This is a genomic window from Sorangiineae bacterium MSr12523, from assembly GCA_037157775.1.
In the GTDB taxonomy this organism is placed as follows: Bacteria; Myxococcota_A; Polyangia; order Polyangiales; family Polyangiaceae; genus Pendulispora; species Pendulispora brunnea.
The window spans coordinates 3,031,804-3,056,099 of sequence record CP089982.1; the positions used below are offsets into that span (position 1 = coordinate 3,031,804).

A 24,296-nucleotide genomic window follows, 5' to 3' on the forward strand; every position below is an offset into this window, starting at 1 on the left:
TCAAGCGCCAATCACGCGATTGCGGCCTGCCTGCTTGGCGGCGTAGAGCCTCTGATCGGCGGCGCCGAGGAGGCTCGTTTTCAGCGAGGGGACGCTCGTTGGCGTGGCCTTCTCGATGCGCGGACCGCAATCGCGCAGCGAGGCCACGCCGGCGCTCACGGTGACGTGGAGCAAGTGCTCCTCGAAGGGAATCATCGTCGCGGCAATCGAATTGCGCAAACGGTCCGCCACGAGCGTCGCATTCGCCACCGCCGTGCCGCGCGCCACCACGACGAACTCCTCGCCTCCGTAACGTGCGAGCAGATCCTCCTGGCGCAACCCGTGCGACATGACCTGCGCCGCCGTGCGCAGCACCGCATCACCCGCCAAATGCCCGTACGTATCGTTCACCTTTTTGAAGTGATCGACGTCGAGCAAAATCACCGACAGCTCCGTCGCATGGCGGATCGCGAAAGCGACCTCCACGTCGAGCCGCTCCTCGAGGTGCTTGCGGTTGTACACCTTCGTGAGCCCATCGTAGAGGGCGGCCTCGTACATGCGCTTGAGGGCGGCTTCCTCGTCATCGTCGACGACATTGAAGCGCAGCATGCAATGCGGCCCCAGCCGAATGCGATCGCCATCCTTGAGCGGCACGGCGCCGTCGATGCGGACGTCGTTCACGTAGCTGCCGTTCGTGGAGCGATTGTCGGCGAAGACGTATTCGCCGCCCACCATCAGAATGCGCGCGTGGCTGCCCGAAACGCTGGCGTCGTCGAAGCGCAACGTACAATCGTCCCCGCGCCCCATCGTCACGATTTCCGCTGGGGCGAGGACGTGAACGCGCGCAGTTTGCGTGCCCGTGGCGGTGGTCAACACCGCCTTGGAACGAGTGCGCTTGATCGACTCGGGCGCCTGCACGATGAGCGTTTGGGAACGCTGCGATGTCCCACCATCCCGGTCACGAGGACCCGACATGGCCTAAGGATCCGTTCAGTTGGCCCTTCTGTAAAGGTGGATTCCTCGATTCCGCGGTCCGTTTTGCTATTGAGCCGCGCGCCCGAGATCGCCTAGCACGCGCATGGCCGCGTTGTGTCCAGCCGCGCCAATCACCGATCCTGCGGGGTGACAGCCAGCGCTGCAGGAATAGAGCCCGGCGATGGGCGTCACGTAGGGGAGCCGATCGGCGAAGCCGAACGAATTGTCGACGTGATGGATGTGCCCATGGGTGATGCCGAAGTGCTGCTCGATTTTCTGCGGGTGCAGCGGGAACGTATCCACCACGAGATCCGACGTTCCGGGTGCGAAGCGGTCGCAGATCGACAGCAGGTGCGCCACATAGCGCGATTCCTCGGCCTCCCACGTCGTGCCGCGAAGCTCGCGTGGCACCCATTGCACGAATAGAGCGGAATTGTGGTTCCCCTCCGCGTCCTGCAGCGACGGGTCGACCGTGGTGTGGATGTACCACTCGATGGTCGGAAACTCGGCGAGCTTGCCCTGCTGCACGTCGGCAAAGCCCGTCCGGAGCGACTCGATCACCCGATCTTCGCTGGGCAGCAAATGGATCGTGGCGCCGTACTGCCCGCGATCTTCCGGCAGACAGGTGAACTTGGGCAGCCCGCGCAGGGCGAGGTTCACCTTCATGGTCGTGCCCGTCTTCTTCCCGTACTCGTCGAGCCGCGTGTTGTAGTCGCCCGGCAGCGCTTCACGCCCCACGAGCTGGCGCATCCGGAACGGGTCCGCGTTGCACACGACGACCCCCGCGCGGACCTCGGTCCCATCGTGCAGCACCACGCCCTTGGCGACGCCGCCCTCGAGGATCAGCTTGCTCACCCCGGCGTTCACGTCGATGCGCGCACCGTGCTTGCGCGCGGCCTCGGCCAAGCGCCCCGTCACCGTGCCCATGCCCCCGCGCACGATCATCCACGTGCCCTCGGAGCCGGGCAGGCGGCACATGTTGTGGACGAGGAAATTCATCCCCGTGCCTGGCGTATCCCACGAGCCGGTGAGCCCGGAAAAGCCGTCGGTCACGGCGTACATGGCCTTCACCAAGTCGCTCTTGAACTGGAAGCGCGCCAGGTACTCGTTCACCGGCTTGCGGCATAGATCGACGAACACCGAGCGGAGCTTCGGCCGGATGTACTTCTCCGCCGTCTCCTCGATGGTGAGCGGCTCCTGCAGAAACGTCGGCGCGACGTCCTCGCGGATCTGCGCGATCTCTTCCTGCATCGCCACGTTGGCACGCCAATCCGCCTCCGAGAAAAACGAGACGAACTGCTCTTTGGTCTGCGCCTGGTTCGACCCGAAAAGCAAATAGCGTTTGCCTTCGGTGGGCAGGAAGTAATGCGGGTCGCGCCGCACGACGGGCATCTCCACGCCGAGCTTCTGAATCAACTCGGGCGGCATGAGCCCGAGCAGGTAGGCGCCCGTCGACATGCCCAGGTTCGGCGCCTTCTTGAAGGGATGCTCCGTGCGCGCTGCCCCGCCGACCACCCCTTTGTCTTCCAGCACCCGCACCTTCAGCCCCGCGCGCGCCAAAAGAAGCGCGGACACGAGCCCGTTGTGTCCGGCACCCACCACGATTGCGTCCCAAGAGTCTGCCATGAGTCAAGTCTAGCTCTCTCCTCCCCACACGTACACGTGCCCGTGCCCGTGCCCGTGCCCGTGCCCGATCTCCTGCCGGGCACGGGCACGGGCACGGGCACGGGCACGGGGGAAGAAGACGCACTGGGCCGGTTGCACTTTCCCGATCCATCTCGTAAAAGGCGCCCCATGCCCGTCGAGAGGACACTTTCCATCATCAAGCCCGACGCCGTCGAAAAGAACCGCACCGGCGCAATTCTCGCCCACCTCGAAGAGGCGGGTTTCAAGATCCTGGCCCTGCGCCGCACGCACCTCACGCGCGCCGAAGCCGAAGGCTTCTACGCCGTGCACAAGGCGCGTCCGTTCTTCGGCGAATTGGTCGAGTTCATGACGCGTTCGCCGGTGGTCATCGCCGTGCTCGAGCGTGAAGACGCCGTGAACGCCTACCGCAAAGTGATGGGCGCAACGGATCCCGCGAAGGCCGATGCCGGCACCCTCCGCAAGCTGTTCGGCAGCAGCGTCGGCGAGAACGCCGTTCACGGCTCCGACAGCCTCGAGAACGCGAAGATCGAAATCTCGTACTACTTCCCCGGCTCGCTCGTTTCCCCTACGGCGTAACGAACATGGCCACCACCCACGAGACGTCGCGGCCTCTCATCGAGGCTGCCTTCGCCGATCGCAAACGACTCGAAGATCCCGCCACCGTCAAAGCGGTGTTGGACACCATCGCCGCGCTCGATCGCGGTGAACTTCGCGTCGCCTCGCCGCCCACCTCGGGTGCAGAAGGCGAAGAAGACGGCTCGTGGGTGACGCATAGCTGGGTGAAGCAGGCCATCCTGCTTTTCTTCGCCGTGCAAAAGATGGAGACCCACGACGTCGGTCCCTTCGAATTTTACGACAAGATTCCGCTGAAAAAGAATTACCAGGCCGCGGGCGTGCGCGTGGTGCCGCCCGGTGTGGTTCGCTATGGCGCGTTCCTCGAATCGGGCTGCATCGTCATGCCCGGTTACGTGAACATCGGCGCGCGCGTGGGCGAGCGCACCATGGTCGATACGTGGGCCACCGTGGGCTCGTGCGCGCAGATTGGCAAAGACGTCCATCTGTCCGGCGGCGTGGGCATCGGCGGCGTGTTGGAGCCCCCGGGCGCCAGCCCGGTCATCGTGGAAGATGGCGCCTTCATTGGATCGCGTGTCGTCGTCGTCGAAGGTGTCCGCGTTGGACGCGAGGCCGTCATTGGCTCCGGTGTGGTGCTCACGGCATCCACGACCATCATCGACGTAACGGGCTCGACCCCCATCGAGCGAAAAGGCCACGTCCCTGCACGCAGCGTGGTCATTCCGGGAAGCCGCACCAAGCGTTTCCCTGCTGGGGACTTCGCGATACCTTGTGCGCTCATCATCGGGAAGCGAAACCCGAGTACGGATCGGAAGGTAAGTCTGAACGATGCGCTCCGTGATTTTAACGTCCCCGTTTGACGTCTTCTCCGGCGCACTCGACGAAACGCTCCTCTGGCTTTGTGCAATCCCTTCGCCCATCGGCGAGGAGGACGCCATTTGCGACGCCGTGCAAGCGCGGCTCCAGAAGGAGGAGCTCGCCGGGCCCATTCGCCGTTACGGCAATTCCATCGTCGTCCCGCTGACGCGCGGTCGCCGATCCATGGGCGGCGAGCGCCCGCCGCACATCGCGCTGGTGGGCCACCTCGATACGGTGCGCACCGAAAATGGCCCCGCACGCATCGACGGCGATCGCATTTACGGCGCCGGCGCGGCGGACATGAAGAGCGGTCTCGCGGTGATGATCGCCTTGGCCGAAACCACGCGACCCCTGCTTCCGTGCGACGTCACCCTGGTCTTCTACGCGAAGGAAGAGGGACCTTTCGCGGACAATGAACTCGGCCCCGTGCTCGAGCAAGATCCCGAACTCGGCACCGTCGATCTCGCGGTGTGCCTGGAGCCGTCGGACAATCGCCTGCAACTCGGTTGCAATGGCTCGTTGCACGCCACCGTGACCTTCGAAGGCCGGACGGCGCACAGCTCGCGCCCCTGGCAGGGCGACAACGCCATCGTGAAGGCGGCGGCGCTGCTCACGGAGCTGGGAAAGCTTCAGCCCGACGACCACGTCCTCGACGGCCACACCTACCGCGGTGTCGTTACCGTCACGCAGGCCAAGGATGGGGGCCGCGGACGCAACGTCGTGCCCGACGTCTTCTCGCTCAACCTGAATTACCGATTTCCGCCCGACGTCTCCATCGAGGACGCCGAGGCCCGCCTGCGCGCCCTGGTGATTGGCCCCGCGCACGAGCACGGCTGGGACGGCCCCGAGCCGCGCATCGAAATCACCGACCGGAGCCCTGCCGCCCCGCCCAATGGCAACCATCCGTTGATTGCCAAGTTGATCGAAGCTGGTGTGAAATCGGTGGAGCCGAAGCAAGCCTGGACCGATGTGGCACGGTTCGCGGCGCGCGGAATTCCGGCGGTCAACTTCGGTCCCGGTGAAAATGCGCAGGCTCATCAGAAGAACGAATCGACATCCCTCGCGCTGATGCACGACGGATTTCAAATCATGAAGCGCTGGTTGTTATCGCTCTAAGCGGCTTTCGCGCGATTGGCCCATTGGGAAACCCGCGTTAACGCTCGGCCTTTTCGGTATTGGGCTGCGGCGACCGGCAGGCGAGGGGGGCACGGGTTTCGCAGGATCCACCACCCTGGTCTGTTTTTTACCGGATTTTCTGCAGAAAAACGCGTGCTAAACCCCAACGCATGAAGACTTCATTGTTCCGTTTCGTGCTGGTGGCCGTGCTCTCCTCCGCGCTCGGCGCGTGCGGTGGTGGAGGGACGGGTGGAGAAGGTGGCGAAGCCAAAACGGGCGGCGCGGAAGGTGCGCACTCGTTGGTTGGAGCTCCCGGTCCGGATTTCGCCGTCGAATCGGTGAACGGACAAGGGAAAATCTCGTTCAAAGGCCTCGAAGGCAAGGTGGTTCTCGTCGATTTCTGGGCAACGTGGTGCGAGCCCTGCAAAAAATCCTTCCCGAAGCTGCAGGGGCTTCACACGAAGTACAAGTCGAACGGCTTCGAGATCGTCGCGGTCTCGGAAGACGACGAGAAGAGCAAAGACATCCAGGACTTCGGTACGACCTACGGTGCCAAGTTCGCGATAGGGTGGGATGACGGGAAGAACATCGCGAAGAAGTGGGAGCCCAAGAGCATGCCCTCTTCGTTCGTGGTCGACCGAAAAGGCGTCGTGCGCTTCGTCCATCTCGGCTATCATGATGGTGAAGAGGACGAGCTCGAGAAGGAAATCAAGAGCCTTCTCTGAGTTTCGCTCCGTCCTCGTTCGGCAGCGCCCGCAGCGTGAGAAGAGGACGGTCGTTCGAGGATGATTCGCAGGCGCTCCCGTATTTTTCGCCGTTGCCTCGTGGGACTCACGTCCTTGCTGCTGCTGACCGCGAATGTACACGTGTCGCCTGCCCAGGACCTGGCGGCTGCGCGCCGTGAGATCACGAAGGCGGACGACTTTCGTGTGCGACTCGGCGCGGCTCTCGTCATTGGTCGTACCAAGCCACCGGACGGACGTCAGCTCCTCGAGAAGGCGCTGTCCGATCCACATCCCGCGGTAAGGGCCGCTGCAGCGGCTGCGCTGGGATCGTACGGCGACGCGGCGGCCATTCCGGCGCTCGAGCAACATCTCGAGACGGAGGGGGCCGCCAGCGTGCGCACGCAGCTCGAAGGGTCGCTGGCCACCTTGCGCGGCGGCGGTGGCGGCGGCAAAGCTGCGAAGGGCAGCGCCAAGTACGTGTTGCAACTCGGCTCCATGCGCAATGCCTCCGGCGTGGGAGGTTCGCGTGGCGATCAACTCGGGCAGGTGCTTCGCTCGGCCGCCCGCGAACGCGCCGCCAGTGTGCCGGGCGCGTTCCTGGCGCCGGATCCGCAGACGGCCGCCCGCCGCGCGAGCGAGCAGCACGTGCCGGTGCTCGTCATCGACGGCACGCTCGTGCGCATGACGCAGCAGACGCAGGCCAACGGCACCGTGGGATTCTCCGCGCAGGTCGACTTCAGCGTGCGCAAAGTGCCCGAGCATTCGCTCCGCGCATCGCTCACCGGCAACGCCATGAGCATCGGCACCGCCCGCTCGCTGGTCAACGAACAGCGCGTCTTCGCGCTTCAAGATCAAGCCGTCGACGGCGCCGTGGAAAGTGCCATGCGCAACGCCGATCGCGGGTTTTCGCAAGCCCTGCAGTAGCTCGCTTTTCCTTCCCAAAGAATTCAATCTTTGGTCAAAGGGGAGCGGGAGCCCATTTTGAAACACGTCCTGTTCGTCTCGAAGCCCATCGTGCCGCCGTGGCACGATGGCTCGAAAAACCTGGTTCGCGACATCGCAATGCACCTTACGCGTGCGCGGCCCACGGTGATGACGACGGAACGGGCGGCGCCGCTGGGCGGGCGCGTCGTGTCGGATCCCATTTATCGGGAGCCGGGTGGCTTCTCGCCCGGCGTGCTCACCAATGCGCGCGTCGTGCGGCGTCTCTTGTCCGATCGCGGGCATGACGTGTGGCACTTCGTCTTCGCGCCCAACGTGGCCTCCTCGACCGCGGCGCGCGTGTCGATTGCAACTCGGCGCACGCTCGGCTGGAACGGGCACGTCGTGCAGACCATTGCCAGTGCCCCGCGTCGCTTCGAGCTCGCGCCCTCGTTGCTCTTCGGCGACGCCGTCGTCGCCCTCACCGAGTGGACGCGCGCGCGCCTTCTCGCCGAGGGCGTCGAGGGCTCGAAACTGCGCGTCATCCCGCCGTGCAGCGCCGCACCTCGGGCCGTGGCGCCGGCCGAAATCACGCAGCTTCGTGAGGAGCTCGACCTGGGCTCTGGGCCCATTCTCCTCTACCCAGGCGATTACGAGGTTTCGCACGGCGCCGAAACCGTGGCCCGTTCCGTGGCCGCCATCGTGCGGGCGGTGCCCGAGGCGCGCGTCGTCTTCGCGTGCCGCCCGAAAACGCCGCGCGCGCAGGAGGCCCGGGCCAGCGTCGAACGCATCTTGGCCGACGCCCACCTCCTCCACCGCACGCGCCACGTCGGCCAGATGGCCGATATCATCCCGCTCCTCGCCGCCGCCTCGGCCGTGCTTTTCCCGGTGGATGATCTCTACGGCAAAGTCGACCTGCCCATCGTCCTGCTCGAGGCCCTGTCCCTGGGCATTCCGATGATCCTCGCCCGCGGCGGCCCGCTCGAGGCACTTTCCGCCGCCGATTTCGTCGACCCCGGCGATGCCGATGCCCTTGCCCGAACGGCGGTCGCCATCCTTCGCGACGGCTCGGATCGTCCCCAGCGCGCCCGCGCCCTTTATGCGGAGCGCTTCGCCCCGCCCGTCGTGGCCGCGCTCTACGACGAGCTCTACGAACAGCTCCGGCGCTGATTCCCCCTCCCGCTCCCGATCCCGCTCCCGATTCTTCTGAGTCTCGGGAGCGGGAGCAGGAGCGGGAGCGGGTCGAAACGTGCTAAATGCCCCGGTACAATGAGCACCGTGGGCGGCGAAAAAATCCTGCATCCCGCGTCGGAAGTCCGGCGCACGTTTCTCGAGTTCTTTGGCAAGAGGGGGCACGAAGTCTGTGCCAGCGGCCCGCTGGTGCCCGCCAACGATCCCACGCTGATGTTCGCCAACGCCGGCATGGTCCAGTTCAAGGACGTGTTCACCGGCAAGGACGTTCGCCCGTACAAGCGCGCCACCTCCAGCCAGAAGTGCATCCGCATCTCCGGCAAGCACAACGATCTCGAGAACGTGGGCGTCACCGCACGCCACCACACCTTCTTCGAGATGCTCGGCAACTTCAGCTTTGGCGACTACTTCAAGGAAGAGGCCATCGCGTACGCTTGGGATCTGCTCACCAACGTCTACGGCCTCCCGAAGGACCGCCTCGTGGTCAGCGTCTTCGGCGGCGAAGGCGGCATCGCGGCGGACGACGAGGCTCGGGCCATCTGGCGCAAGGTCACCGGCTTTGGCGACGAGCGCATCTTCGGCCTCGGCATGAAGGACAACTTCTGGCAGATGGGCGACACCGGTCCCTGCGGCCCGTGCTCCGAGATTCACTATTACCTCGGCGCTCCAGGTGAGAGCCCCGATCTCGCCCGCTTCAACGAAGAGCCCAACGAAGCCGGCCACGGCTGGATGGAGATCTGGAACCTGGTCTTCATGCAGTTCGAGCGGAGCCTCGGCCCCGACGGCCAAGCCCTCCTCGAGAAGCTGCCCGCGCCGTGCGTCGACACCGGTATGGGCCTCGAGCGCATCGCCAGCGTCCTTCAGGGCAAGTTCTCCAATTACGACAGCGACTTGATGCGCGCGCTCGTCGACAAGGCCGCATCCATCTCGGGCAAGGCCTATCGCGCCTCGCAAGCGGACGACGACGTCTCGATGCGCGTCATCGCCGACCACGCGCGCACCACGGCTTTTCTCATGGCCGAGGGCGTCCTGCCCGATCGCAACGGCCGCGAGTACGTTCTTCGCCGCGTCATGCGCCGCGCGATCCGACATGGTCACCGCCTCGGCATCGAGCGCCCGTTCCTGCACGAGGTTGCGCTCGAGGTGGTGAAACTCATGGGCGAGCAGTACCCCGAGCTCGTTCGCCGCAAGGACCTCATCGCGACGCAAGCCGAGCAAGAAGAGATTCGCTTTCGGCAGACGCTCGAGCGCGGCCTTCGCATCCTCGACGAGGAAATCGCCACCGTTCGCACCGCCGGGGCGAACACCTTGCCCGGCCCCACGGCGTTCAAGCTTTACGACACGTACGGCTTCCCGGTCGACCTCACCGAGGTCATCGCGGCCGAGCGCGGAATCAACGTCGACAAGGAGGGCTACGACAAGGCCTTGGAGGAGCAGCGCCTTCGCAGCCAGGAATCGAAACTCAACGACGAAGCCGTCGTCGAATCCGTGTGGCGCGAAGCCATCGGCGCCGTGGGCGGTGCCGTGCGCTTCACCGGCTACGATCACGAAGAAGGCGAGGGGAAGGTCGTCGCCATCGTCCAGGGCAGCACTCTGGTCCCGTCGGCGAAATCCGGCGACGCGGTGGCGATCATCACGGACGTCACGCCGTTCTACGGTGAGGCGGGCGGCCAAGTCGGCGATCGCGGTGGCATCCGTGGCAAGGGCGGTGCGTTCACGGTAGAGGACACGCAGAAGCCCATCGAGGGCCTCATCGCCCACCGCGGCAAGGTTACCGCGGGCGAAATCAAGGTCGGCGATGTCGTCGAGCTCGAGGTCGATCACGAGCGTCGCACGGCCACGCGCCGCAATCACTCGGCCACGCACTTGCTCCACTGGGCGCTTCGCCAGGTACTCGGCGAGCAGGCTGCGCAAAAGGGCTCGCTCGTGGGGCCCGATCGCCTTCGCTTCGACTTCTCGCACGGCCGCGCGGTGACCCCCGAAGAGATCACCCGCATCGAAGACCTGGTCAACGCGAAGATCCTCACCGACGCCCCCATCGAGACCGAGGTCCTCTCCATGGACCAAGCGCGGGCCAAAGGCGCGATCGCCATCTTCGAAGAGAAGTACGGCGACGTCGTGCGTGTCCTCACGATGACCCGCGACTCCGTCGAGCTATGCGGAGGCACGCACGCCCACGCGCTGGGCGAGATTGGCCTGTTCAAGATCCTCAGCGAGGGCGGCGTCGCCGCCGGCGTTCGCCGCCTCGAGGCTGCGACCGGTCTCAACGCGCTCGCGCAGTTCCGCCAAATGGAGAAGACCCTCCGCACCGTCGCGCAGTTCGCCCGCAGCGGCCTCGCGGACGTCGCCGACAAAGTCGAAAAGCTCGCCACGCACGAGCGCCAGCTCGAAAAAGAGATCCAAGATCTGAAGCGCAAGATCGCCACCGGCGGTACGTCCGGCGGTGGCCTCGACGAGCTCACGCGCAGCGCGCGCGAGATCCCCGGCGGCAAGGTCCTCGCCGTCAAAGTCGACACGGACGATCCCGCGACCCTGCGCGAAATGGCCGAGAAGCTCCGCGACAAACTCGGCCAAGCCGTCGTGCTCGTCGGCGCCGTCAAAGGCCCGAAAGCCTCGCTCGTCCTCACCGTCTCGAAGTCGCTGATCGATCGCTACAAGGCCGGCGACCTCATTCGCCCCGTGGCCAAGATCATCGGAGGCTCCGGCGGCGGCCGTCCCGATATGGCCCAAGCAGGTGGGACAGTGACCGACAAACTCGATGAGGCATTGAGCAGCCTCTACACTGCCATCGCATAAGGATACAGGAGTGGTAGAAGGGAGGATCGTGGCGAGCACGCAAGCCAACGACGACCTCCCGATGCTCCTCTTGAAGATTGCACGCGGACACGAGCAGGGGTGGATCGAGTCCCTCCGCAAAGCGGTTCCCAAGTCCCGCAGGCGGTTCGATCTGCCGATGCCGCCGTGGGTCGACGAAGATTACCGGCAGCTGGCGCGCGGCTACCTGGCGGTGTTCGAAGAGACCGTGATGAAAACGGGCACCGTGCGCCGTGAGGCGTACATCGACAGCATCGTCGAGGGCATGCTCAAGAGCGGCGTGCCCATCGATTACTTGGTGCACGTTTCCGTGGCGACACAGGCCGGACTGCTCGTCGACTGGGTCGCCGAGGTTCCTCCCGAGCAGCGTCCGGCGGCCATCGATTGGCTGATGGGCTACTTCGCCGATTACATCGCCGACATGATGGGCGCCGGCGCGCGCTACCTCCTGCGCGGGTGAATCATGGCCAACGGCAAGACGACCCTCTACGAACGGGTGCTTTCCGCGAGCGGCCTCTCGCGCATCTTCGTCGATGGCGTCCTTCGCCGCGCGTGTGCACGGGCCAACGTCAACGTCGACACCATGACGCCCGAGGGCTTGCGCAAGGCCTTGCCGTACATCGAGGACAGCCTCCGCATCTACCTCCCGCCAAATGAGGTCGAGCGGCGGGTTGGCGCGATCCGCAAGCTTGCCGAATGAAGCGGAATGAAGCTCCCGCTCAGGCCGTGCGGGCGCGGCGCCGTTCGATGTGTTGGCGCAAGGCCGGCGGCAGGTATAGCGGCACGATGTCGAAGCGCGCGAGCGCCTCGGCGAGCACGCCAATTTTGTCGAGAATTGGCGCGCCTCCATCGAGCATCACGATCGGACGGCCGTGCACCCAACACAGGCCGCCCTTGCCTTCGATCACGCGCGGATCGAACGGTTCGTGGCGCACGCGGATGTTGAGGCGTCGGGCCAGCTTCTCGAGTTCCCGGAGCACCTCGGGCGGTTCCACGGAATCAGCTTAGCTCTGGGACAATCGTTGTCCAAATAAGGTGCCAACTTTGCGACCGGTCGTTCTATTTTCAAGTGCGGTCGAAAGATTCGGGGCACTATGCAAACCCCATGCGGACGCAACGGGGGGTCGCCAACACCGCCGCGATCTGCGCGGCTTTCGCAAGCGGAAAAAGAGGCGTGCACGAGGTGAACAAGGCGCTTTCCAAGGTTGCGTCGGACGACGGGATCGACGACCCTCTAGGCCACCGTGTCCGACGCGTCGCGGAGTAGCAGCAATCTTGCCCCCTTGGTGATGGGGACGGTCATCAACGACCGCTATGAAATTCGCCAGAGCCTCGGAAAAGGGGGAATGGGCGAGGTCTTTCTTGCGTACGACCGTGCCACCCAGCAGCCCGTCGCCCTGAAAATCGTGCGCGAGGAATCGCGCATGCCCGGCGATGACGAGGCGTTGCGTCAGGAGCTCCTCCACGCCCGCTCGGTCAGTCATCCCAACGTCTGCCGCGTGCACGATCTTTCGCCGTCGGCGTACGGGCCAATCCTGGTGATGGAGCACATCACCGGACAGACCCTGCACACGCATATTCGCCGAAAGAAAGCCCAGGGCGGTTACACATCCGATGAGTTTCGCCGCCTTGCCCACGACATTGCGTCGGGGGTGGCCGCCATCCATGCCCAAGGCCTCGTCCACGGCGATCTGAAGCCGGGGAACGTCATGGTCACGTCGGATCCCGACGGAGGCCTCGGTAAGGCGATGGTCCTCGACTTCGGCTTCGCCAAAGAGCGCGCACGCGTGATCGGGCGAAGGCCCGGCGCCCCGCCCGACGGCGGCACGCCGAATTACATGGCGCCCGAGCGTATTCGGTCTGGCGGCGCCTCGCCGGAGGACGACGTCTACGCGCTCGGCCTCACGCTCTGGGAAATGTGGACGTGCCGCGTCCCCGAGCCCGGCTACAAGCCGCGCTCCAAGCCGATGCGCGCGCAGATCATGTTCGACGTGCCCGCGGGCCTGTCGATCGACGAGATCAAGCAGGTCTTCCGTTGCCTCTCGGACGACCCGCAGCAGCGCCTCCCCGCGCGCCATATGCGCTTTTTCAACCCGGTTACGCTCACGACGAACCCCATCCAGGTTCCGCGCGAGCGTCTCGATCCGGGCCCGCCGCCCGGCCGGAGCGCAACCGCGCAATTTTCTCCGGGGCAGCAGGCGCTGCTCTCCACGTACGCCACCAACGCTTCCGAGTGCGTCGGCGATCTATACAGCCTCGAGAAGCCGACCATCACCATCGGGCGTCGTTCGGACAACGATCTCGTCGTGCCCGAGGCCACGGTGAGCGGTCAGCACGCGCAGCTCCGCTGGCAAAACGGAACCTGGGTCGTCGAAGATTTGGGCTCCACCAACGGCACCTACGTCGATCACACCTACGAGCGCCGCAAGCAGGTCAACCTGATGCACGGCGGGGAAGTGCAGCTCGGCGAGCTGCGTTTCAAGCTCGTGAGCTTTGCCCCTGGCAGCGTCGGTCACAAACGCGCCCGCGTGTACCTCGCCAAGCGCGACGGGCTCACGCAGCTTCTCTCGCGCGACCAGCTCCTCAAGATGCTCGACGAGGAGGCGCAGTTCGCGGAATGGGTCGATGCGCCGCTCACCGTCGCACGCTACGAGCTGCGGGGGCCGAATCGCCTCGTCTCCGACCGGCCGACCATCCTCGAGATGCTCGCCTTCCGCCGTGCCGCCACCCGCGTGGTGGAGCTCACGGACATGCTTCTTCTGTCGCTCATCGCCGTGACGGCAGGACGCACGGGCCCACTGCGGTTCGTCGTGGCCATGACCGGCCCCGGGCCGCAGGAAGCGCGCAACCTCGTCGAGCAGGTCGTGCAGCAAGTCCAGGTCATGCTTCCGGACGGGCTCGATCTGGTGGCGTCCATCGCGCGTTACGAGCCGGGGGTCAACGTTCGCACGCTCGTCGATCCGCAGTCGTAAATGCCGTTCAAGCCGTCGAAGTTAGGGATCCCAAAGAGCGATCCCCCCAAACCCGACATCGAGGCTCTTGCCGCGAGCGTCGATCGCGTGGGCAAGATCCAGCTGCTCATCGTGGGTCTGCTCACGCTCGCGCTCGTTGCCATTCCGCTGTACCTGTGGCGCCGTCCTCGCTCCGAGGACAACGCACCGCCCATCCCGCGCCCGGTGGTTGCCGACGCGGTGGGCGAAACAGCGGACGCAGCCGCGCCGACCGCCCTCGATGCCGGCGCTTCCGGGATCTCCCTTTCGGAAATCGCCGTTCTGAGTTGCCACGACCGCGGCACCCGCAAGACAGCACCGGGCGATTGCGACCGGCTCTCCTCAATCGAGACCGCCCTCGCGGCCGCGATCGTCAAAAAGGCCGACTGCGTTCCGACCTCGAGCGCCGGCGGCACCATTCAGTACGTCGCCGACGTGGGCTTTGCGAGAACCCGTAATAAAATCGCCATCTTGGCCCCCCGCGACGGCCGCACCTTGAAGAGCGCGAAGCTCGCGTCCGCATGCGCGCTCGCCGTCAAAAAAGAGCTCGCGTCGACCCCGCTCGACATCCCCCACGCGCACGAGCGCTACAAGATCGTCGTTACAGCCAACTACGCCGGTCGTTAACGCAACGTTCGAGACGCGGGTCCAGTTCAGAATTGCGGTCGAAGGCAAGCAGCGGCAGCGGAACAGTCCCGGCGAGGCCGGCGCCCTCGTCCGGTTCTCGCGCTGGGATCGCCAGGCGTTCAGGCGATCCTTTCTTTCTGGACCACACATCGCGCCGGTCTCGCCGGTTTCGTCCCGCTGCCGCCGTCCACGCACAGCGCGGAATCGAGAACGGTACGTTGAATCGAACGTTGCCCTTGCTGACGAAATCACACGCGTTCTGGCTTGCCGTCCGGGCGCATTGCGTCCAAGTTAGCGGCGCCCCGTGGTCAACGACATTGCAGATATCCAGCCTTCCGCTCGTTTTGCCGATCTCGACGACGACCATTTTCACGATGAGTGCGGCGTCTTCGGCATCTACGGTCACCCCGAATCCGCGAACCTCACGTATCTAGGGCTCCATGCCCTGCAACACCGCGGACAAGAGTCTGCGGGCATCGTCACCAGCGATGGTGAGCAGCTTTTCGTGCACCGCGCGATGGGCCTCGTGCAGGACGTCTTCAGTCAGTCCCAGCTCGAGAAGCTCCCGGGCCGCTACGCCATCGGGCACGTGCGCTACTCCACCGCGGGCGGCTCCGCGCTCAAGAATGCGCAGCCCTTCGCCGTCGACTTCGCCCTCGGCTCCTTGGCGGTCTGCCACAACGGCAACCTGACCAACGCCGACGAACTTCGCGCCGAGCTCGAGGCCAGCGGCTCCATCTTCCAATCATCGAGCGACAGCGAAGTGTTGGTCCACCTGGTGGCGCGCTCCTCGCAGCCCACCGTCGAAGACCGCATCTCCGACGCACTCGCCCGGGTCAAAGGCGCCTACTCGCTCCTGTTCATGACCGAGGACATGCTCGTCGCCGTGCGCGATCCGCGCGGCGTGCGTCCCCTCTGTTTGGGCATCCTCCCGGGCTCGAAGCAGTCGGGCCTTCGCGACGCGCACATCGTTGCGAGCGAGCCCACGTCGTTCGATCTCATCGGCGCCGAGTTCGTGCGCGATCTCGAGCCGGGCGAGATGCTGGTCATCGACCAAAACGGCATGCGCTCCTTGCGGCTGACCGAAAAGGCCGCGCCGCACATGTGCATCTTCGAATACGTGTACTTTGCACGTCCTGACTCGCGCATCCAAGGCCGCTCGGTCTACGAAGTGCGCAAGTCGCTGGGCGAGGCGCTCGCACGCGAGTGCGCCGTCGATGCCGACGTGGTCATCCCGGTCCCCGACTCGGGTGTTCCTTCGGCCATCGGCTACTCGTCGGCGCTAGGCATCCCCTTCGAAATGGGGCTCATTCGGTCGCACTACATCGGTCGCACCTTCATCGAGCCGCAGCAGTCGATTCGCCACTTCGGTGTGCGCCTCAAGTTGAATCCCGTCGCGACCATCCTGCGCGGCAAGCGCGTGGTCGTCCTCGACGACTCCATCGTGCGCGGCACCACCTCGCGCAAAATCGTAAAGATGATCCGCGACGCCGGCGCGCGCGAAGTGCACATGCGCATCTCGAGCCCCCCGACGCAGTGGCCTTGTTATTACGGCATCGACACGCCGACCCGTCGGGAGCTCATTGCCTCCAGCCACACCGTCGACGAAATCGCGCGCTACATCACCGCGGATTCACTGGCTTATTTGTCGCTCGACGGCATGATTCGCGCCGTCCGCGGCCCGGAAGTTCGCCAGGAGACGTCCGGGGGCTACTGCCATGCATGTTTCTCGGGCGAATACCCGATTGCGTTCACGCCGCCTGCAAACGGCAAACGCCAAATGCGACTGGTTGGCGTCTAAGGCCACATTCCTATGGGGAGCGCGTGGGGTGTTGCGTTAGGCCGAGGATGGTTCACTATCTGCAGTAGCTCCATCTGAGGCGCATATCGTGAATTCTATTTTCAAGGTCGCTGGGTTCGTTGGTGCGGTTGGATTCTTCTTGGTCGCGGGGCACGAGACGAGCCGCGCCGAGGGACAACCCTCGATGGCCAACTGGACGGCGCTCGGGCGCGTGTTGGTGAACAAAGAGGGCTGTCCCACCTGCCCGGCGACGTTTGCGACGTCTCGGCGCCACCGGGCATTCGGTCTCACGTCCGATTCGTTTTACCCGGTGATGTTGAGCGGCCGCTTCGACGTCACCTGCTCGAACGGCACGCAGTACAACGTGCTCTTGAACTCGTCGCAGCGAAGCGGGATGTTCCAGATGGTCCCGAACTCGTGCCTCGATGCCGAGACCAAGGATGTGAAGCTGACGATCACCTCCGTGGGGCTCACCCCGAAGGACGGCGAGCGCAGCGTCGAGATCGGCGTCCACGGGACCTCCTGGTAGTGGCACCACGGGCATGGGAAGGGACGCGAAATTCGTGCGTCCCCCCTCGTCCTGGGCCGCTACTTCTTCACGGCATCCCGGGCGATGACGCCCACGTCGTCGCCGCCGTGACCCTGTGCGATCAGCTCGTCGAAGCGCTTGGCCAGCGCCGGTAACACCGTCAGCGGCGCATCGCCCTGGGCCGCGGCCTCCAACATGAGGCGGATGTCCTTGCGCGCCATGGCGAGCTCGAAGCTCGGCGTGAAGTTGCCTTGCGCCATCTTTGCGCCGCGAATATCGATGGTCGATGCGGCCTTGTGGTGCTGAAACAGCGTCAACGCCTGCTCGCCCGAAATGCCGAGCGAGCGCGCGAGGGTCAGGATGTCCGCCACGCCGCCGGTGATGGTGAAAATCATCGTGTTGCCGAACAGCTTGAACGACGCCGCGAGGTCCGGGCGCTCGCCGATCCACCAGAGATTCCCGGTCATCGGACGCAGCGCCGGCTCCAGCGCCTCGAAGTTCGCCCGCGGCCCCGATGCGAGCATGATTCCGCTGGATTCGCGGCAGGCCTGCGGCGACATGAACACGGGCGCATGCAGAAAGGGAACGCCCCGCGCCCCGAGCCGCTCGTAGCGCACGGCGGTGCCGGCCGGCGAGGCCGTGGTGTGGTCGATGATGGGGGTTTTCGCATCGAGCGTCGTGTCGATGGCCGCAAGAATCGCGTCCACCGCCGCATCGTCGCTCACCGCGATGTGCACGCGCGACGCGCCACGCACCGCCTCGATCGGCGTTGCCGTTGCCTCGGCACCAACGCTCTCGAGTGCCCGCGCCTTTTCCGACGTCCGATTCCACACGCGCACGCGCTCTCCGCGTTTGCGCATCCCTTGCACCATCCCCGCACCAATGAGGCCCGTTCCCAAAAAAGCTATGTGCATGGTGAGAGGGTAGAGGGGTTAGGGGTTAGGGGTTAGGGGGAAGAAGAATGAGAGGGAGAGGAAAAATCTTCGCTCTCCCACCCTAACCCCTAACCCCCAACCCCTAACCCCTCAAGATCAGCACGTGTCATTTGGCTTGGTGCGCGCCGGCCCACAGATTGCTCTCTATGAAGACGATGGCACTGTTTCCCTTACCCTGGAAAGCTCGCACCGAGCCCAAGATCGAGCCCCAGGTCGAGCCACCGCGGCCGCCGCCCTGTGAGATCGCGCAGGTCGATCTGGACATGCTGGCCGTCGCGCGCACGGGGCGGGTGGCCCATACGCTGCCCGGCCTCGGTTGGCGCTACGGGTGACCGACGTAGTCGGCGAGCTCGAGCAGCGTGCGAAACTCGTAATCGGCGCCGCCCGGACGGCGGTGCGGCCTTTTGATGAACACCGCGGTGAGCCCGAGGCTCCGCACCACGTCCAAATCGTAATCGGCATACGCGGAGACATGCCACCAGCTCTTGTCGAACCGCAGACCGCGTTTGCGCGCCACGTGATGCCAGAACTCGTGGGCCGGCTTGTAGACGCGGGTGTCTTCCGCGCAGTACCAGTCCGAGAGGGCGAAGCCGAGCTGCGCTTCCACCTGCGGACGGTGCGCGCGATCGCTGTTGGTCATCGCGACGCACGGCGCCACGCGCATCAATCGCGCAAGGCCCTCGCTGGCATCCGAATAAAGTGCGCCCTTTCCGACGTCGTCCCCGATGGCCTTCGCCGCCGCCGGATCGAGTCCGACGACCTCGATGAGACTCTCCGCCACGATTTCCGTGTACGGACGGAACGCCCGCGACTCGAGTGCGCCTTGCGTGTCGACGATGCGGTTGAACAAGTCGTCGGTGAGGTCGACGCCGTCCGGTTTTGCCCGCGCGAGTGCGTCGCGCATGCCGGTGCGCCAATCGAGGACGGTGCCGAAGATGTCGAACGTGAAGAGCGTGGGGTGCATGGCCAATTTGGATAACTTGCGGGCGGAGGCGAACATTCCGGGCGCGACCGCTGCGGGAAATCTATAGGCCCAATTCGTCGTAGACGCGAACACTGTGAAAGAGTCCGCTGTCGCCGCGCTCGAAGACGAGCAGCCCTTCCTTGGGGGACGTCTCGCCATCGCGCAGCTTCTCCGTGCTGTACTCCACGGCGCAGAGCCGCCCGTCCTCGGCGGTGGCGATGACGACGGGCACCCAGTCGTTGGCGCCGCGCTCGCTCTGCAGGGTGCGCACGTAGAAGTCGTGAAGCTCGTTCTTCTCGCGATGGTGGATGCGCCCGGCGCCATCGCGCAGGTGCCCGCCGCTCTCGAAGCCGGCCACCAGCGCATCCGCATCGCCCAGGCGCAGCGCGGCCAGGTGCTCGGCCACGTCGGTGGGAAGCACGTATCCCTCTTCCGGTGCCCGCGCGGTGCGGTGCGCCTGCGCGCGCCCGAGCGGCGCGGTCGCGTGGTACGCGCGAAGATCGGCCTGTCGCTCTTTGCGACGGTGCATCACGCAGGCAACGGGGAGGTGGATGCGCTCCTCGAGCGTCAGCGTTCCTTCCGTGACATCGCGCGAGGCGCCCACGATGGAGTGCGCCGGCTCGTACGACGCCTTCGCATCGGCAAACCTCCGCGCGAGCTCCTCCAACGTCGCCGCAATCGCCGACAACCCCGCCGCGGCGCCGACGTGGGGATCGTACACGGTCGCGCGCTCCCCCAAGCGGTGCGCGAGCGCGCGATGCGAGAGCGCGAGCAAGGCCGGGTAATACACAGCCGCGAGCCGCCCGCGAAGACGGAGCTCTGGAATCGTGGATCGGTCGTTTTCGTCCTCGTGCATGCAATCCCGACATGAAGCAATCGCCGTTCTCTAAGACCGGGGGTGGATATCCTGACATAAGGTTGACAGGCTAGGGGTAGGATATACCTGACAGAAGGCTGACAGCGCGCGGGTCCATCTTGTCGTTCATGAAGACGACGACGACCGAAACGGAGCTGACGAAGGAGCGCGAGGACAGCCGCACGATCTGGGGTCGCGTGGAGCTCTTCCAAGACGATCTGGATGGCCTGCCCAGCTCTTACAAGAAGACGCGGGAGGGCTCGGTCTACGAGATGCCGGGCCTCGGCTGGCGTTACGGATGACCGGCGGTGACAGGCTTTGAGCTTCGCGGTGGGTTAAGCTACGGAGCTGAAATGATCGATCTGTCCCGGCTTCCCGAACGCGTGTCCATCTACGAGGTCTCCCCGCGGGATGGCCTTCAAAACGAGAAAGTCACCGTGTCGACGCCGGACAAAATCCGGCTCATCGATGCCCTGGCCCAAGCGGGTCTGCAGCGCATCGAAATCACGAGCTTCGTCTCGCCCAAGTGGATCCCCCAGCTCGCCGATGCCGACGAACTCGCAGGGCACATCAAGCCGCCACCCGGCGTGACCTTCTCCGCCCTGTGCCCGAATCCAAAGGGCCTTTCGCGCGCCAAGGCCGCCGGTCTCGAAGAGATTGCCGTGTTTCTCAGCGCCAGTGAGACGCACAACAAGAAGAACATCAATAAGACGATTGATGAGACGTTGCTCGAGTTCGAGGAAACGGTTCCGCCGGCGCGGGCTGCGGGCATGCGCGTGCGCGGCTACGTCTCGACGGTGTGGGGCTGCCCCTACGAGGGCGAGGTCGAAATCGAGCGATCCCACGCCATTGCGATGCGGCTGATCGAGCTGGGCTGCTACCAGGTTTCACTGGGCGATACGATTGGTTGCGGTACGCCCCGCCAGACGGCGCGCATCCTGGACCGCATGCTCAAGGACATTCCAGCGCCGAAAATCGCGATGCACATGCACGATACCCGCGGCACCGCGCTGGCGAACATCCTGGTGGGCCTGGGTATCGGGATTCGCGACTTCGATGCCTCCGTGGGTGGCCTTGGCGGGTGTCCCTATGCGCCGGGGGCTGCGGGCAACATGGCCACGGAAGACCTGGTTTACATGCTCCACGGAATGGGCATCGAGACCGGTATCGACCTCGAGAAGCTCGTTTGGGCCGGAAAAGCGGCGGAGAGCATCGTTGGGCGACCACTTCCGGGGAAAGTGCATCAATCAGGAGTGCGAAGCCTACGCGCCTAATGTGCGTAGTGAGGAGGGGGCACGCCGTTTCCGTAGTTCATCACCTGCGCAAACATTTCCGATCGGCGACGCCCGTCGTGCAGATTGGTAATGTGGTTTTTCACTTCTGAACGATTCCGACGCTTCTGCCTCGCAAAAACGTCGAGGAAATCGCTGGCGGTGCCCTGGCATGGACATCGCTAAGACAGGGTGCGGCATCGCGTAGGTTGGCTCTCCCCCCCCGGGCCCCCTATGTGGTGCCGTTTTCATTTTGTGCGCTGCGTTCTGCTAGTGTCGCGGCCGCACCCCATGAAACGGTTTCTTCGTTCCGCGGCAATCAGCGTGTTTTCCCCGCTGATCGTAGCCAGCGCTTGCACCCGCACCCCTCCCGAGCCGACGTCGACCTCGGCAGCGTCATCGAGCCCGGCAGCGGCCGCGCAGTCCGTTTCATCCAGCCCGAGCGAGCAGCCGGCGCGCTGCATTTTGGCCACACCTGTGACACCGCCGCCCGCGGCCGCGCCTGCGCCCGCAGGGCGTTGCCCGAAGGATCCGAACCCGCATCTGCTTTCGATGGTCGACCTATCGATTGAAACGGGGCGAGGCCCGGTGCCGCTCAAAGCGGAGCTTGCGCATACGGAGGCGGAGACCGAGCGCGGGCTGATGTTCCGCACGCAAATGCCGGAAGAGCAGGGCATGCTCTTCGATCTGGGCCCGCGCCGGGAGCACTCGTTCTGGATGCGCAATACCTGCATCCCGCTGGACATGCTCTTCATCGACACCGACGGGCTGATCGTCGGCATTCTGGAGAACGTTCCAACGTTGAACGACACCGAGCGCACGGTGGGCTGCGCATCGTCTTGGGTGCTCGAGATGAACGCCGGTTGGTGCCGCCGCCATGGGGTGCGGGCGGGGCAGACCATGAAGCTTCCCCACTGAGCCTTCCTTGTTCTAAGACGATGAACTCGATGACCTCCCTTACTCGCTCCGCCTCAGCTGTTTCGGTTGCCTCGTTGGTTGGCGTTCTTGCCCTTGCGCTGGGCGGCTGTAGCCGTACGCAGCCCGAGATCGAGACGAAGAAAGATCCGGCCGCGGCGGCCCCTGCGACGGCGGCGAGTGGCGCCGAGCTCAACTCGGGGCTCGGTTCGAAGCCTTCGGCGGCGGCCAAGGCGGGCGATCCGCTGGAGGGCAAGTTCACCCTCGCGGACGCGACGAAGGACATTTCAGGGACGGGCGCCCTCATCGCCACGATGGACACGAGCGAGGGCGAGCTCAAATGCAAGCTGCTCGAGGACAAGGCCCCGACGACGGTGGCCAACTTCGTCGGCCTCGCGACGGGCGCGCGCACTTGGCAGGATCCGAAGGGAGCCTGGGTCAACCGCCCCGCCTATGATGGGACGACGTTCCACCGCATCATCAAGGGCTTCATGATCCAGGGCGGCGACGCCAAGGGCAACGGCAGCGGCGAGCCGGGCTATGTCATTCCCGACGAGAAGTGGGCGGGCGGCAAACACGATCGCGCGGGCCTTCTCTGCATGGCCAACCGCGGCCCCAACACGAACGGTGCGCAGTTCTTCATCACCGACGCCGCGGCCCCTCACCTCGACGTGAGCTACACGATCTTCGGCGAGTGCTCGCCGGTGGACACGATCCACAAGATCGCCGGCGTCAAGGTCCGCGGCGAGTCACCGGAGACCCCGGTGACGATCAAGAGCGTGAAGATTGCGCGCGAGAAGCCCGGCAAGGGCGGCAGCGCGAAAGACGCTTCGAAGTAGTCGCGGCGGAAGGCGTCCCCGGGGTCGCTTCGCGCACGCGCACGCGTGGTCGTGCGCGTGCGCGTGCGCATGCGCGAAGACGCTAGCCGACGCACGACACGCTAATGCCCAAACCTCCCCGTCAACGTCCCCTGCCCAAGCAAATGCCCATTCATCGCCTTCACGACATCGGCAGTTTGGGAACCCTCCTTGACCCCGAGCGGGGTATCCAGCGCATAAAGCGTGAACCGGTAATGGTGCTCGGTGCTCTTGGGAGGGCAGGGACCGTTGTAGCGGACCGCGTCGAAGTCGTTGCGGCCGAGACGGCCACCTTCCTTGACGGGATCGCCGCCTTCGCGTAGGGCGCGCAACTCGGGCGGAAGATTGAAGGCGATGTAATGCGTGAACGTTCCCGATGGCGCATCGGGATCGTCGACGATGAGGGTGAGCGAGCGCGTGCCGGGCGGCGGGGCGCTCCAGATCAAGCCAGGGAAGACGTCTTTCCCATCACACCCTGCGTCGACGGGGATGGGACCGCCTTCCGTGAAGGCCTGACTCGTGACGGCGATGGTGGCGACCGTGACGCCCGGGGCCGGGTTCGGAGCGAGGCCTCCTACCGATTTGCAGGCCATCGTGCTGCACGCGGCCGCGAGCAGGATGGCGAGGTTCGATGAGAAGTAACGCATGTCGCTCAGTGTGTACCCGTCCTTTCGAGCATCGACATCTTGAAAAAAAATAAGAGCGATGCTTGCGGCTCGGCCGAGTACGATCGCGGCCGCATGCAGAGGCTTTCAGCGTTCCTGGTGAGCGTCGCGCTCGCCGGCTTCATGGTGACCTCGACCTCGCGCGCCGATGCGTTCTGCCGAACGATGACCGGGCGCGACCCCAGCGATCCGACGGTCAAAGGAAACAAGTGCGACACGTGGAACGCCGCCATCGAGGGCTCGTGCTGCCCCTATGGCAAGCCGCTCTACTGGAAGAATGCGTGCGTCGGCTTCAGCCTGCAGAAGGACGCGAGCAACCAAGTATCCCTGAACGACGCCGAGCAGGCGCTCATCACGGCCTTCAACAAGTGGACGGGCACGAGCTGCCCCACCGACGGCACCGGTCCCTCGCGCGTGAGCATCGACGTGCGCTACCTCGGCCCCGTCAATTGCGGCACCGTGAAGTTCAACGGCTCCGGACCGAATCAACACGTCATCGTCTTTCGCGACGGTGAGTGGAACCACGTCGACTCGAACAACACGTTGGGCCTCACCAGCGTGCAGTACAACTCGGAGACCGGCGAGATCCTCGATGCGGACATGGAACTCAACACCGCGCAACAAACGCTGACGGTGCGCGATCCGATTCCGCCCGCCGGTTACGATCTCGCGAGCATCGTTACGCACGAGGCGGGGCACTTTCTCGGGCTGGCGCACTCACTCGATGACCACGCCACCATGTACGCGCAGTACCGTCCTGGCTCCACGCACATGCGCAACCTCACCCCGGACGACGTGTCCGGCATCTGCGGCGCCTACCTCCCCAGCGGCCAACGCGGCGGGAGCGATCCGCCGGTGGAGGCCGTCGCCTGCGATCCCACGCCCGTGGGCGGTTACACCTTGGACTGCGGCGGTGAGACGTCCAGCGGCTGCTCCGTGTCCCCCTCCTCGTTCTCCCGCGGCGGGTCGGACTCGCCGGAGACGGCCTCACGGAGCGATGGCTCCACGGGTTTCGCGGTGGCGATGGCGTCGTTTCTGGCGCTGGGCCTCGTCATCGCGCGACGCCGAGGCCCCGGACGCGTCTAGA

General features: G+C 65.2%; 26 protein-coding genes. 19 read left to right on the plus strand and 7 right to left on the minus strand.

What is annotated here, in order from left to right:
• Together LZC95_12315 and LZC95_12320 are read right to left on the minus strand one after the other, a co-directional pair.
• Positions 1 to 954 carry a GGDEF domain-containing protein gene (locus LZC95_12315; GenBank protein WXA97616.1) on the minus strand — a complete coding sequence of 318 codons (954 nt, stop codon included), beginning with the start codon at positions 952 to 954 and terminating at the stop codon, positions 1 to 3.
• Positions 955 to 1,020: 66 nt separating this feature from the next.
• The gene (locus tag LZC95_12320) at positions 1,021 to 2,580 is read right to left on the minus strand and encodes an NAD(P)/FAD-dependent oxidoreductase (protein WXA97617.1); all 1,560 of its coding nucleotides are present in this window, start codon (positions 2,578 to 2,580) and stop codon (positions 1,021 to 1,023) included.
• A 168-nt stretch (positions 2,581 to 2,748) separates the two neighbouring features.
• On the opposite strand from LZC95_12320, the gene ndk reads away from it, so the two are divergent.
• The 9 genes from ndk (at position 2,749) to LZC95_12365 (ending at position 11,499) form a co-directional block, all read left to right on the plus strand.
• Complete coding sequence (gene ndk / locus LZC95_12325) at positions 2,749 to 3,177, plus strand: nucleoside-diphosphate kinase (GenBank protein ID WXB00328.1); 429 nt, start codon at positions 2,749 to 2,751, stop codon at positions 3,175 to 3,177.
• Positions 3,178 to 3,182: 5 nt separating this feature from the next.
• A complete protein-coding gene (locus LZC95_12330; protein ID WXA97618.1) occupies positions 3,183 to 4,034 on the plus strand; it encodes a 2,3,4,5-tetrahydropyridine-2,6-dicarboxylate N-succinyltransferase in 852 nt (283 codons plus the stop codon).
• A complete protein-coding gene (dapE, locus tag LZC95_12335; GenBank protein WXA97619.1) occupies positions 4,003 to 5,148 on the plus strand; it encodes a succinyl-diaminopimelate desuccinylase in 1,146 nt (381 codons plus the stop codon). Before LZC95_12330 ends, dapE begins: the two co-directional genes overlap by 32 nt.
• A gap of 170 nt (positions 5,149 to 5,318) precedes the next feature.
• On the plus strand, positions 5,319 to 5,873 hold the full coding sequence (locus LZC95_12340) for a TlpA family protein disulfide reductase (GenBank protein WXA97620.1): 555 nt from the start codon (positions 5,319 to 5,321) through the stop codon (positions 5,871 to 5,873).
• A gap of 99 nt (positions 5,874 to 5,972) precedes the next feature.
• A complete protein-coding gene (locus LZC95_12345; GenBank protein WXA97621.1) occupies positions 5,973 to 6,797 on the plus strand; it encodes a HEAT repeat domain-containing protein in 825 nt (274 codons plus the stop codon).
• Positions 6,798 to 6,854: 57 nt separating this feature from the next.
• A complete protein-coding gene (locus LZC95_12350) occupies positions 6,855 to 7,964 on the plus strand; it encodes a glycosyltransferase family 4 protein (GenBank protein ID WXA97622.1) in 1,110 nt (369 codons plus the stop codon).
• Positions 7,965 to 8,063: 99 nt separating this feature from the next.
• A complete protein-coding gene (gene alaS, locus LZC95_12355; GenBank protein ID WXA97623.1) occupies positions 8,064 to 10,781 on the plus strand; it encodes an alanine--tRNA ligase in 2,718 nt (905 codons plus the stop codon).
• A gap of 28 nt (positions 10,782 to 10,809) precedes the next feature.
• A complete protein-coding gene (locus LZC95_12360; GenBank protein ID WXA97624.1) occupies positions 10,810 to 11,259 on the plus strand; it encodes a hypothetical protein in 450 nt (149 codons plus the stop codon).
• Between the two features lie 3 nt (positions 11,260 to 11,262).
• Entirely contained in the window at positions 11,263 to 11,499 is a 237-nt protein-coding gene (locus LZC95_12365) for a hypothetical protein (protein WXA97625.1), read from the plus strand.
• A 19-nt stretch (positions 11,500 to 11,518) separates the two neighbouring features.
• Here the strand turns inward: LZC95_12365 and LZC95_12370 are convergent, their stop codons facing one another.
• Positions 11,519 to 11,794, minus strand: coding sequence for a hypothetical protein (locus tag LZC95_12370; GenBank protein ID WXA97626.1), 276 nt, complete (start codon positions 11,792 to 11,794; stop codon positions 11,519 to 11,521).
• A gap of 249 nt (positions 11,795 to 12,043) precedes the next feature.
• Between LZC95_12370 and LZC95_12375 the strand changes: the two genes are divergently transcribed.
• The 4 genes from LZC95_12375 to LZC95_12390 all read left to right on the plus strand — a co-directional run bounded on the left by LZC95_12375 (position 12,044) and on the right by LZC95_12390 (position 16,746).
• Complete coding sequence (locus LZC95_12375; GenBank protein WXA97627.1) at positions 12,044 to 13,771, plus strand: protein kinase; 1,728 nt, start codon at positions 12,044 to 12,046, stop codon at positions 13,769 to 13,771.
• On the plus strand, positions 13,772 to 14,416 hold the full coding sequence (locus LZC95_12380; GenBank protein WXA97628.1) for a hypothetical protein: 645 nt from the start codon (positions 13,772 to 13,774) through the stop codon (positions 14,414 to 14,416).
• 325 nt (positions 14,417 to 14,741) lie between these two features.
• Positions 14,742 to 16,217, plus strand: a complete 1,476-nt coding sequence (gene purF, locus LZC95_12385) for an amidophosphoribosyltransferase (GenBank protein WXB00329.1) — start codon at positions 14,742 to 14,744, stop codon at positions 16,215 to 16,217.
• A gap of 88 nt (positions 16,218 to 16,305) precedes the next feature.
• Positions 16,306 to 16,746 carry a hypothetical protein gene (locus tag LZC95_12390; protein WXA97629.1) on the plus strand — a complete coding sequence of 147 codons (441 nt, stop codon included), beginning with the start codon at positions 16,306 to 16,308 and terminating at the stop codon, positions 16,744 to 16,746.
• 59 nt (positions 16,747 to 16,805) lie between these two features.
• Here the strand turns inward: LZC95_12390 and LZC95_12395 are convergent, their stop codons facing one another.
• A complete protein-coding gene (locus LZC95_12395; GenBank protein WXA97630.1) occupies positions 16,806 to 17,660 on the minus strand; it encodes an NAD(P)-dependent oxidoreductase in 855 nt (284 codons plus the stop codon).
• Between the two features lie 167 nt (positions 17,661 to 17,827).
• Here LZC95_12395 and LZC95_12400 point away from each other — a divergent pair, with 167 nt between their 5' ends.
• Positions 17,828 to 18,013, plus strand: coding sequence for a hypothetical protein (locus LZC95_12400; GenBank protein WXA97631.1), 186 nt, complete (start codon positions 17,828 to 17,830; stop codon positions 18,011 to 18,013).
• Here LZC95_12400 and LZC95_12405 read toward each other — a convergent pair.
• A complete protein-coding gene (locus tag LZC95_12405; protein ID WXA97632.1) occupies positions 18,004 to 18,645 on the minus strand; it encodes a hypothetical protein in 642 nt (213 codons plus the stop codon). The genes LZC95_12400 and LZC95_12405 overlap by 10 nt on opposite strands.
• 61 nt (positions 18,646 to 18,706) lie before the next feature.
• Positions 18,707 to 19,501, minus strand: a complete 795-nt coding sequence (locus LZC95_12410; protein ID WXA97633.1) for a hypothetical protein — start codon at positions 19,499 to 19,501, stop codon at positions 18,707 to 18,709.
• A 128-nt stretch (positions 19,502 to 19,629) separates the two neighbouring features.
• Here LZC95_12410 and LZC95_12415 point away from each other — a divergent pair, with 128 nt between their 5' ends.
• The 4 genes from LZC95_12415 to LZC95_12430 all read left to right on the plus strand — a co-directional run bounded on the left by LZC95_12415 (position 19,630) and on the right by LZC95_12430 (position 22,526).
• On the plus strand, positions 19,630 to 19,803 hold the full coding sequence (locus tag LZC95_12415; protein WXA97634.1) for a hypothetical protein: 174 nt from the start codon (positions 19,630 to 19,632) through the stop codon (positions 19,801 to 19,803).
• 51 nt (positions 19,804 to 19,854) lie between these two features.
• Complete coding sequence (locus tag LZC95_12420) at positions 19,855 to 20,775, plus strand: hydroxymethylglutaryl-CoA lyase (protein ID WXA97635.1); 921 nt, start codon at positions 19,855 to 19,857, stop codon at positions 20,773 to 20,775.
• Between the two features lie 288 nt (positions 20,776 to 21,063).
• Complete coding sequence (locus LZC95_12425; protein ID WXA97636.1) at positions 21,064 to 21,690, plus strand: DUF192 domain-containing protein; 627 nt, start codon at positions 21,064 to 21,066, stop codon at positions 21,688 to 21,690.
• 29 nt (positions 21,691 to 21,719) lie between these two features.
• Complete coding sequence (locus LZC95_12430) at positions 21,720 to 22,526, plus strand: peptidylprolyl isomerase (GenBank protein WXA97637.1); 807 nt, start codon at positions 21,720 to 21,722, stop codon at positions 22,524 to 22,526.
• A 101-nt stretch (positions 22,527 to 22,627) separates the two neighbouring features.
• Here the strand turns inward: LZC95_12430 and LZC95_12435 are convergent, their stop codons facing one another.
• Positions 22,628 to 23,191, minus strand: coding sequence for a YbhB/YbcL family Raf kinase inhibitor-like protein (locus LZC95_12435; GenBank protein WXA97638.1), 564 nt, complete (start codon positions 23,189 to 23,191; stop codon positions 22,628 to 22,630).
• Between the two features lie 39 nt (positions 23,192 to 23,230).
• On the opposite strand from LZC95_12435, the gene LZC95_12440 reads away from it, so the two are divergent.
• Positions 23,231 to 24,295, plus strand: a complete 1,065-nt coding sequence (locus LZC95_12440) for a matrixin family metalloprotease (protein WXA97639.1) — start codon at positions 23,231 to 23,233, stop codon at positions 24,293 to 24,295.
• Position 24,296: the final 1 nt, after the last annotated feature.

Bases quoted from the DNA above. Each gene is read 5' to 3' on its own strand.
- LZC95_12410 (WXA97633.1), bottom strand. From the start codon at position 19,501: ATGCACGAGGACGAAAACGACCGATCCACGATTCCAGAGCTCCGTCTT.
- LZC95_12365 (WXA97625.1), top strand. From the start codon at position 11,263: ATGGCCAACGGCAAGACGACCCTCTACGAACGGGTGCTTTCCGCGAGC.
- alaS (WXA97623.1), top strand. From the start codon at position 8,064: ATGAGCACCGTGGGCGGCGAAAAAATCCTGCATCCCGCGTCGGAAGTC.
- LZC95_12435 (WXA97638.1), bottom strand. From the start codon at position 23,191: ATGCGTTACTTCTCATCGAACCTCGCCATCCTGCTCGCGGCCGCGTGC.
- LZC95_12395 (WXA97630.1), bottom strand. From the start codon at position 17,660: ATGCACATAGCTTTTTTGGGAACGGGCCTCATTGGTGCGGGGATGGTG.
- LZC95_12320 (WXA97617.1), bottom strand. From the start codon at position 2,580: ATGGCAGACTCTTGGGACGCAATCGTGGTGGGTGCCGGACACAACGGG.
- LZC95_12430 (WXA97637.1), top strand. From the start codon at position 21,720: ATGACCTCCCTTACTCGCTCCGCCTCAGCTGTTTCGGTTGCCTCGTTG.
- LZC95_12340 (WXA97620.1), top strand. From the start codon at position 5,319: ATGAAGACTTCATTGTTCCGTTTCGTGCTGGTGGCCGTGCTCTCCTCC.
- LZC95_12405 (WXA97632.1), bottom strand. From the start codon at position 18,645: ATGCACCCCACGCTCTTCACGTTCGACATCTTCGGCACCGTCCTCGAT.
- LZC95_12400 (WXA97631.1), top strand. From the start codon at position 17,828: ATGAAGACGATGGCACTGTTTCCCTTACCCTGGAAAGCTCGCACCGAG.
- LZC95_12420 (WXA97635.1), top strand. From the start codon at position 19,855: ATGATCGATCTGTCCCGGCTTCCCGAACGCGTGTCCATCTACGAGGTC.
- LZC95_12330 (WXA97618.1), top strand. From the start codon at position 3,183: ATGGCCACCACCCACGAGACGTCGCGGCCTCTCATCGAGGCTGCCTTC.
- LZC95_12315 (WXA97616.1), bottom strand. From the start codon at position 954: ATGTCGGGTCCTCGTGACCGGGATGGTGGGACATCGCAGCGTTCCCAA.
- LZC95_12425 (WXA97636.1), top strand. From the start codon at position 21,064: ATGAAACGGTTTCTTCGTTCCGCGGCAATCAGCGTGTTTTCCCCGCTG.
- dapE (WXA97619.1), top strand. From the start codon at position 4,003: ATGCGCTCCGTGATTTTAACGTCCCCGTTTGACGTCTTCTCCGGCGCA.
- LZC95_12415 (WXA97634.1), top strand. From the start codon at position 19,630: ATGAAGACGACGACGACCGAAACGGAGCTGACGAAGGAGCGCGAGGAC.
- ndk (WXB00328.1), top strand. From the start codon at position 2,749: ATGCCCGTCGAGAGGACACTTTCCATCATCAAGCCCGACGCCGTCGAA.
- LZC95_12380 (WXA97628.1), top strand. From the start codon at position 13,772: ATGCCGTTCAAGCCGTCGAAGTTAGGGATCCCAAAGAGCGATCCCCCC.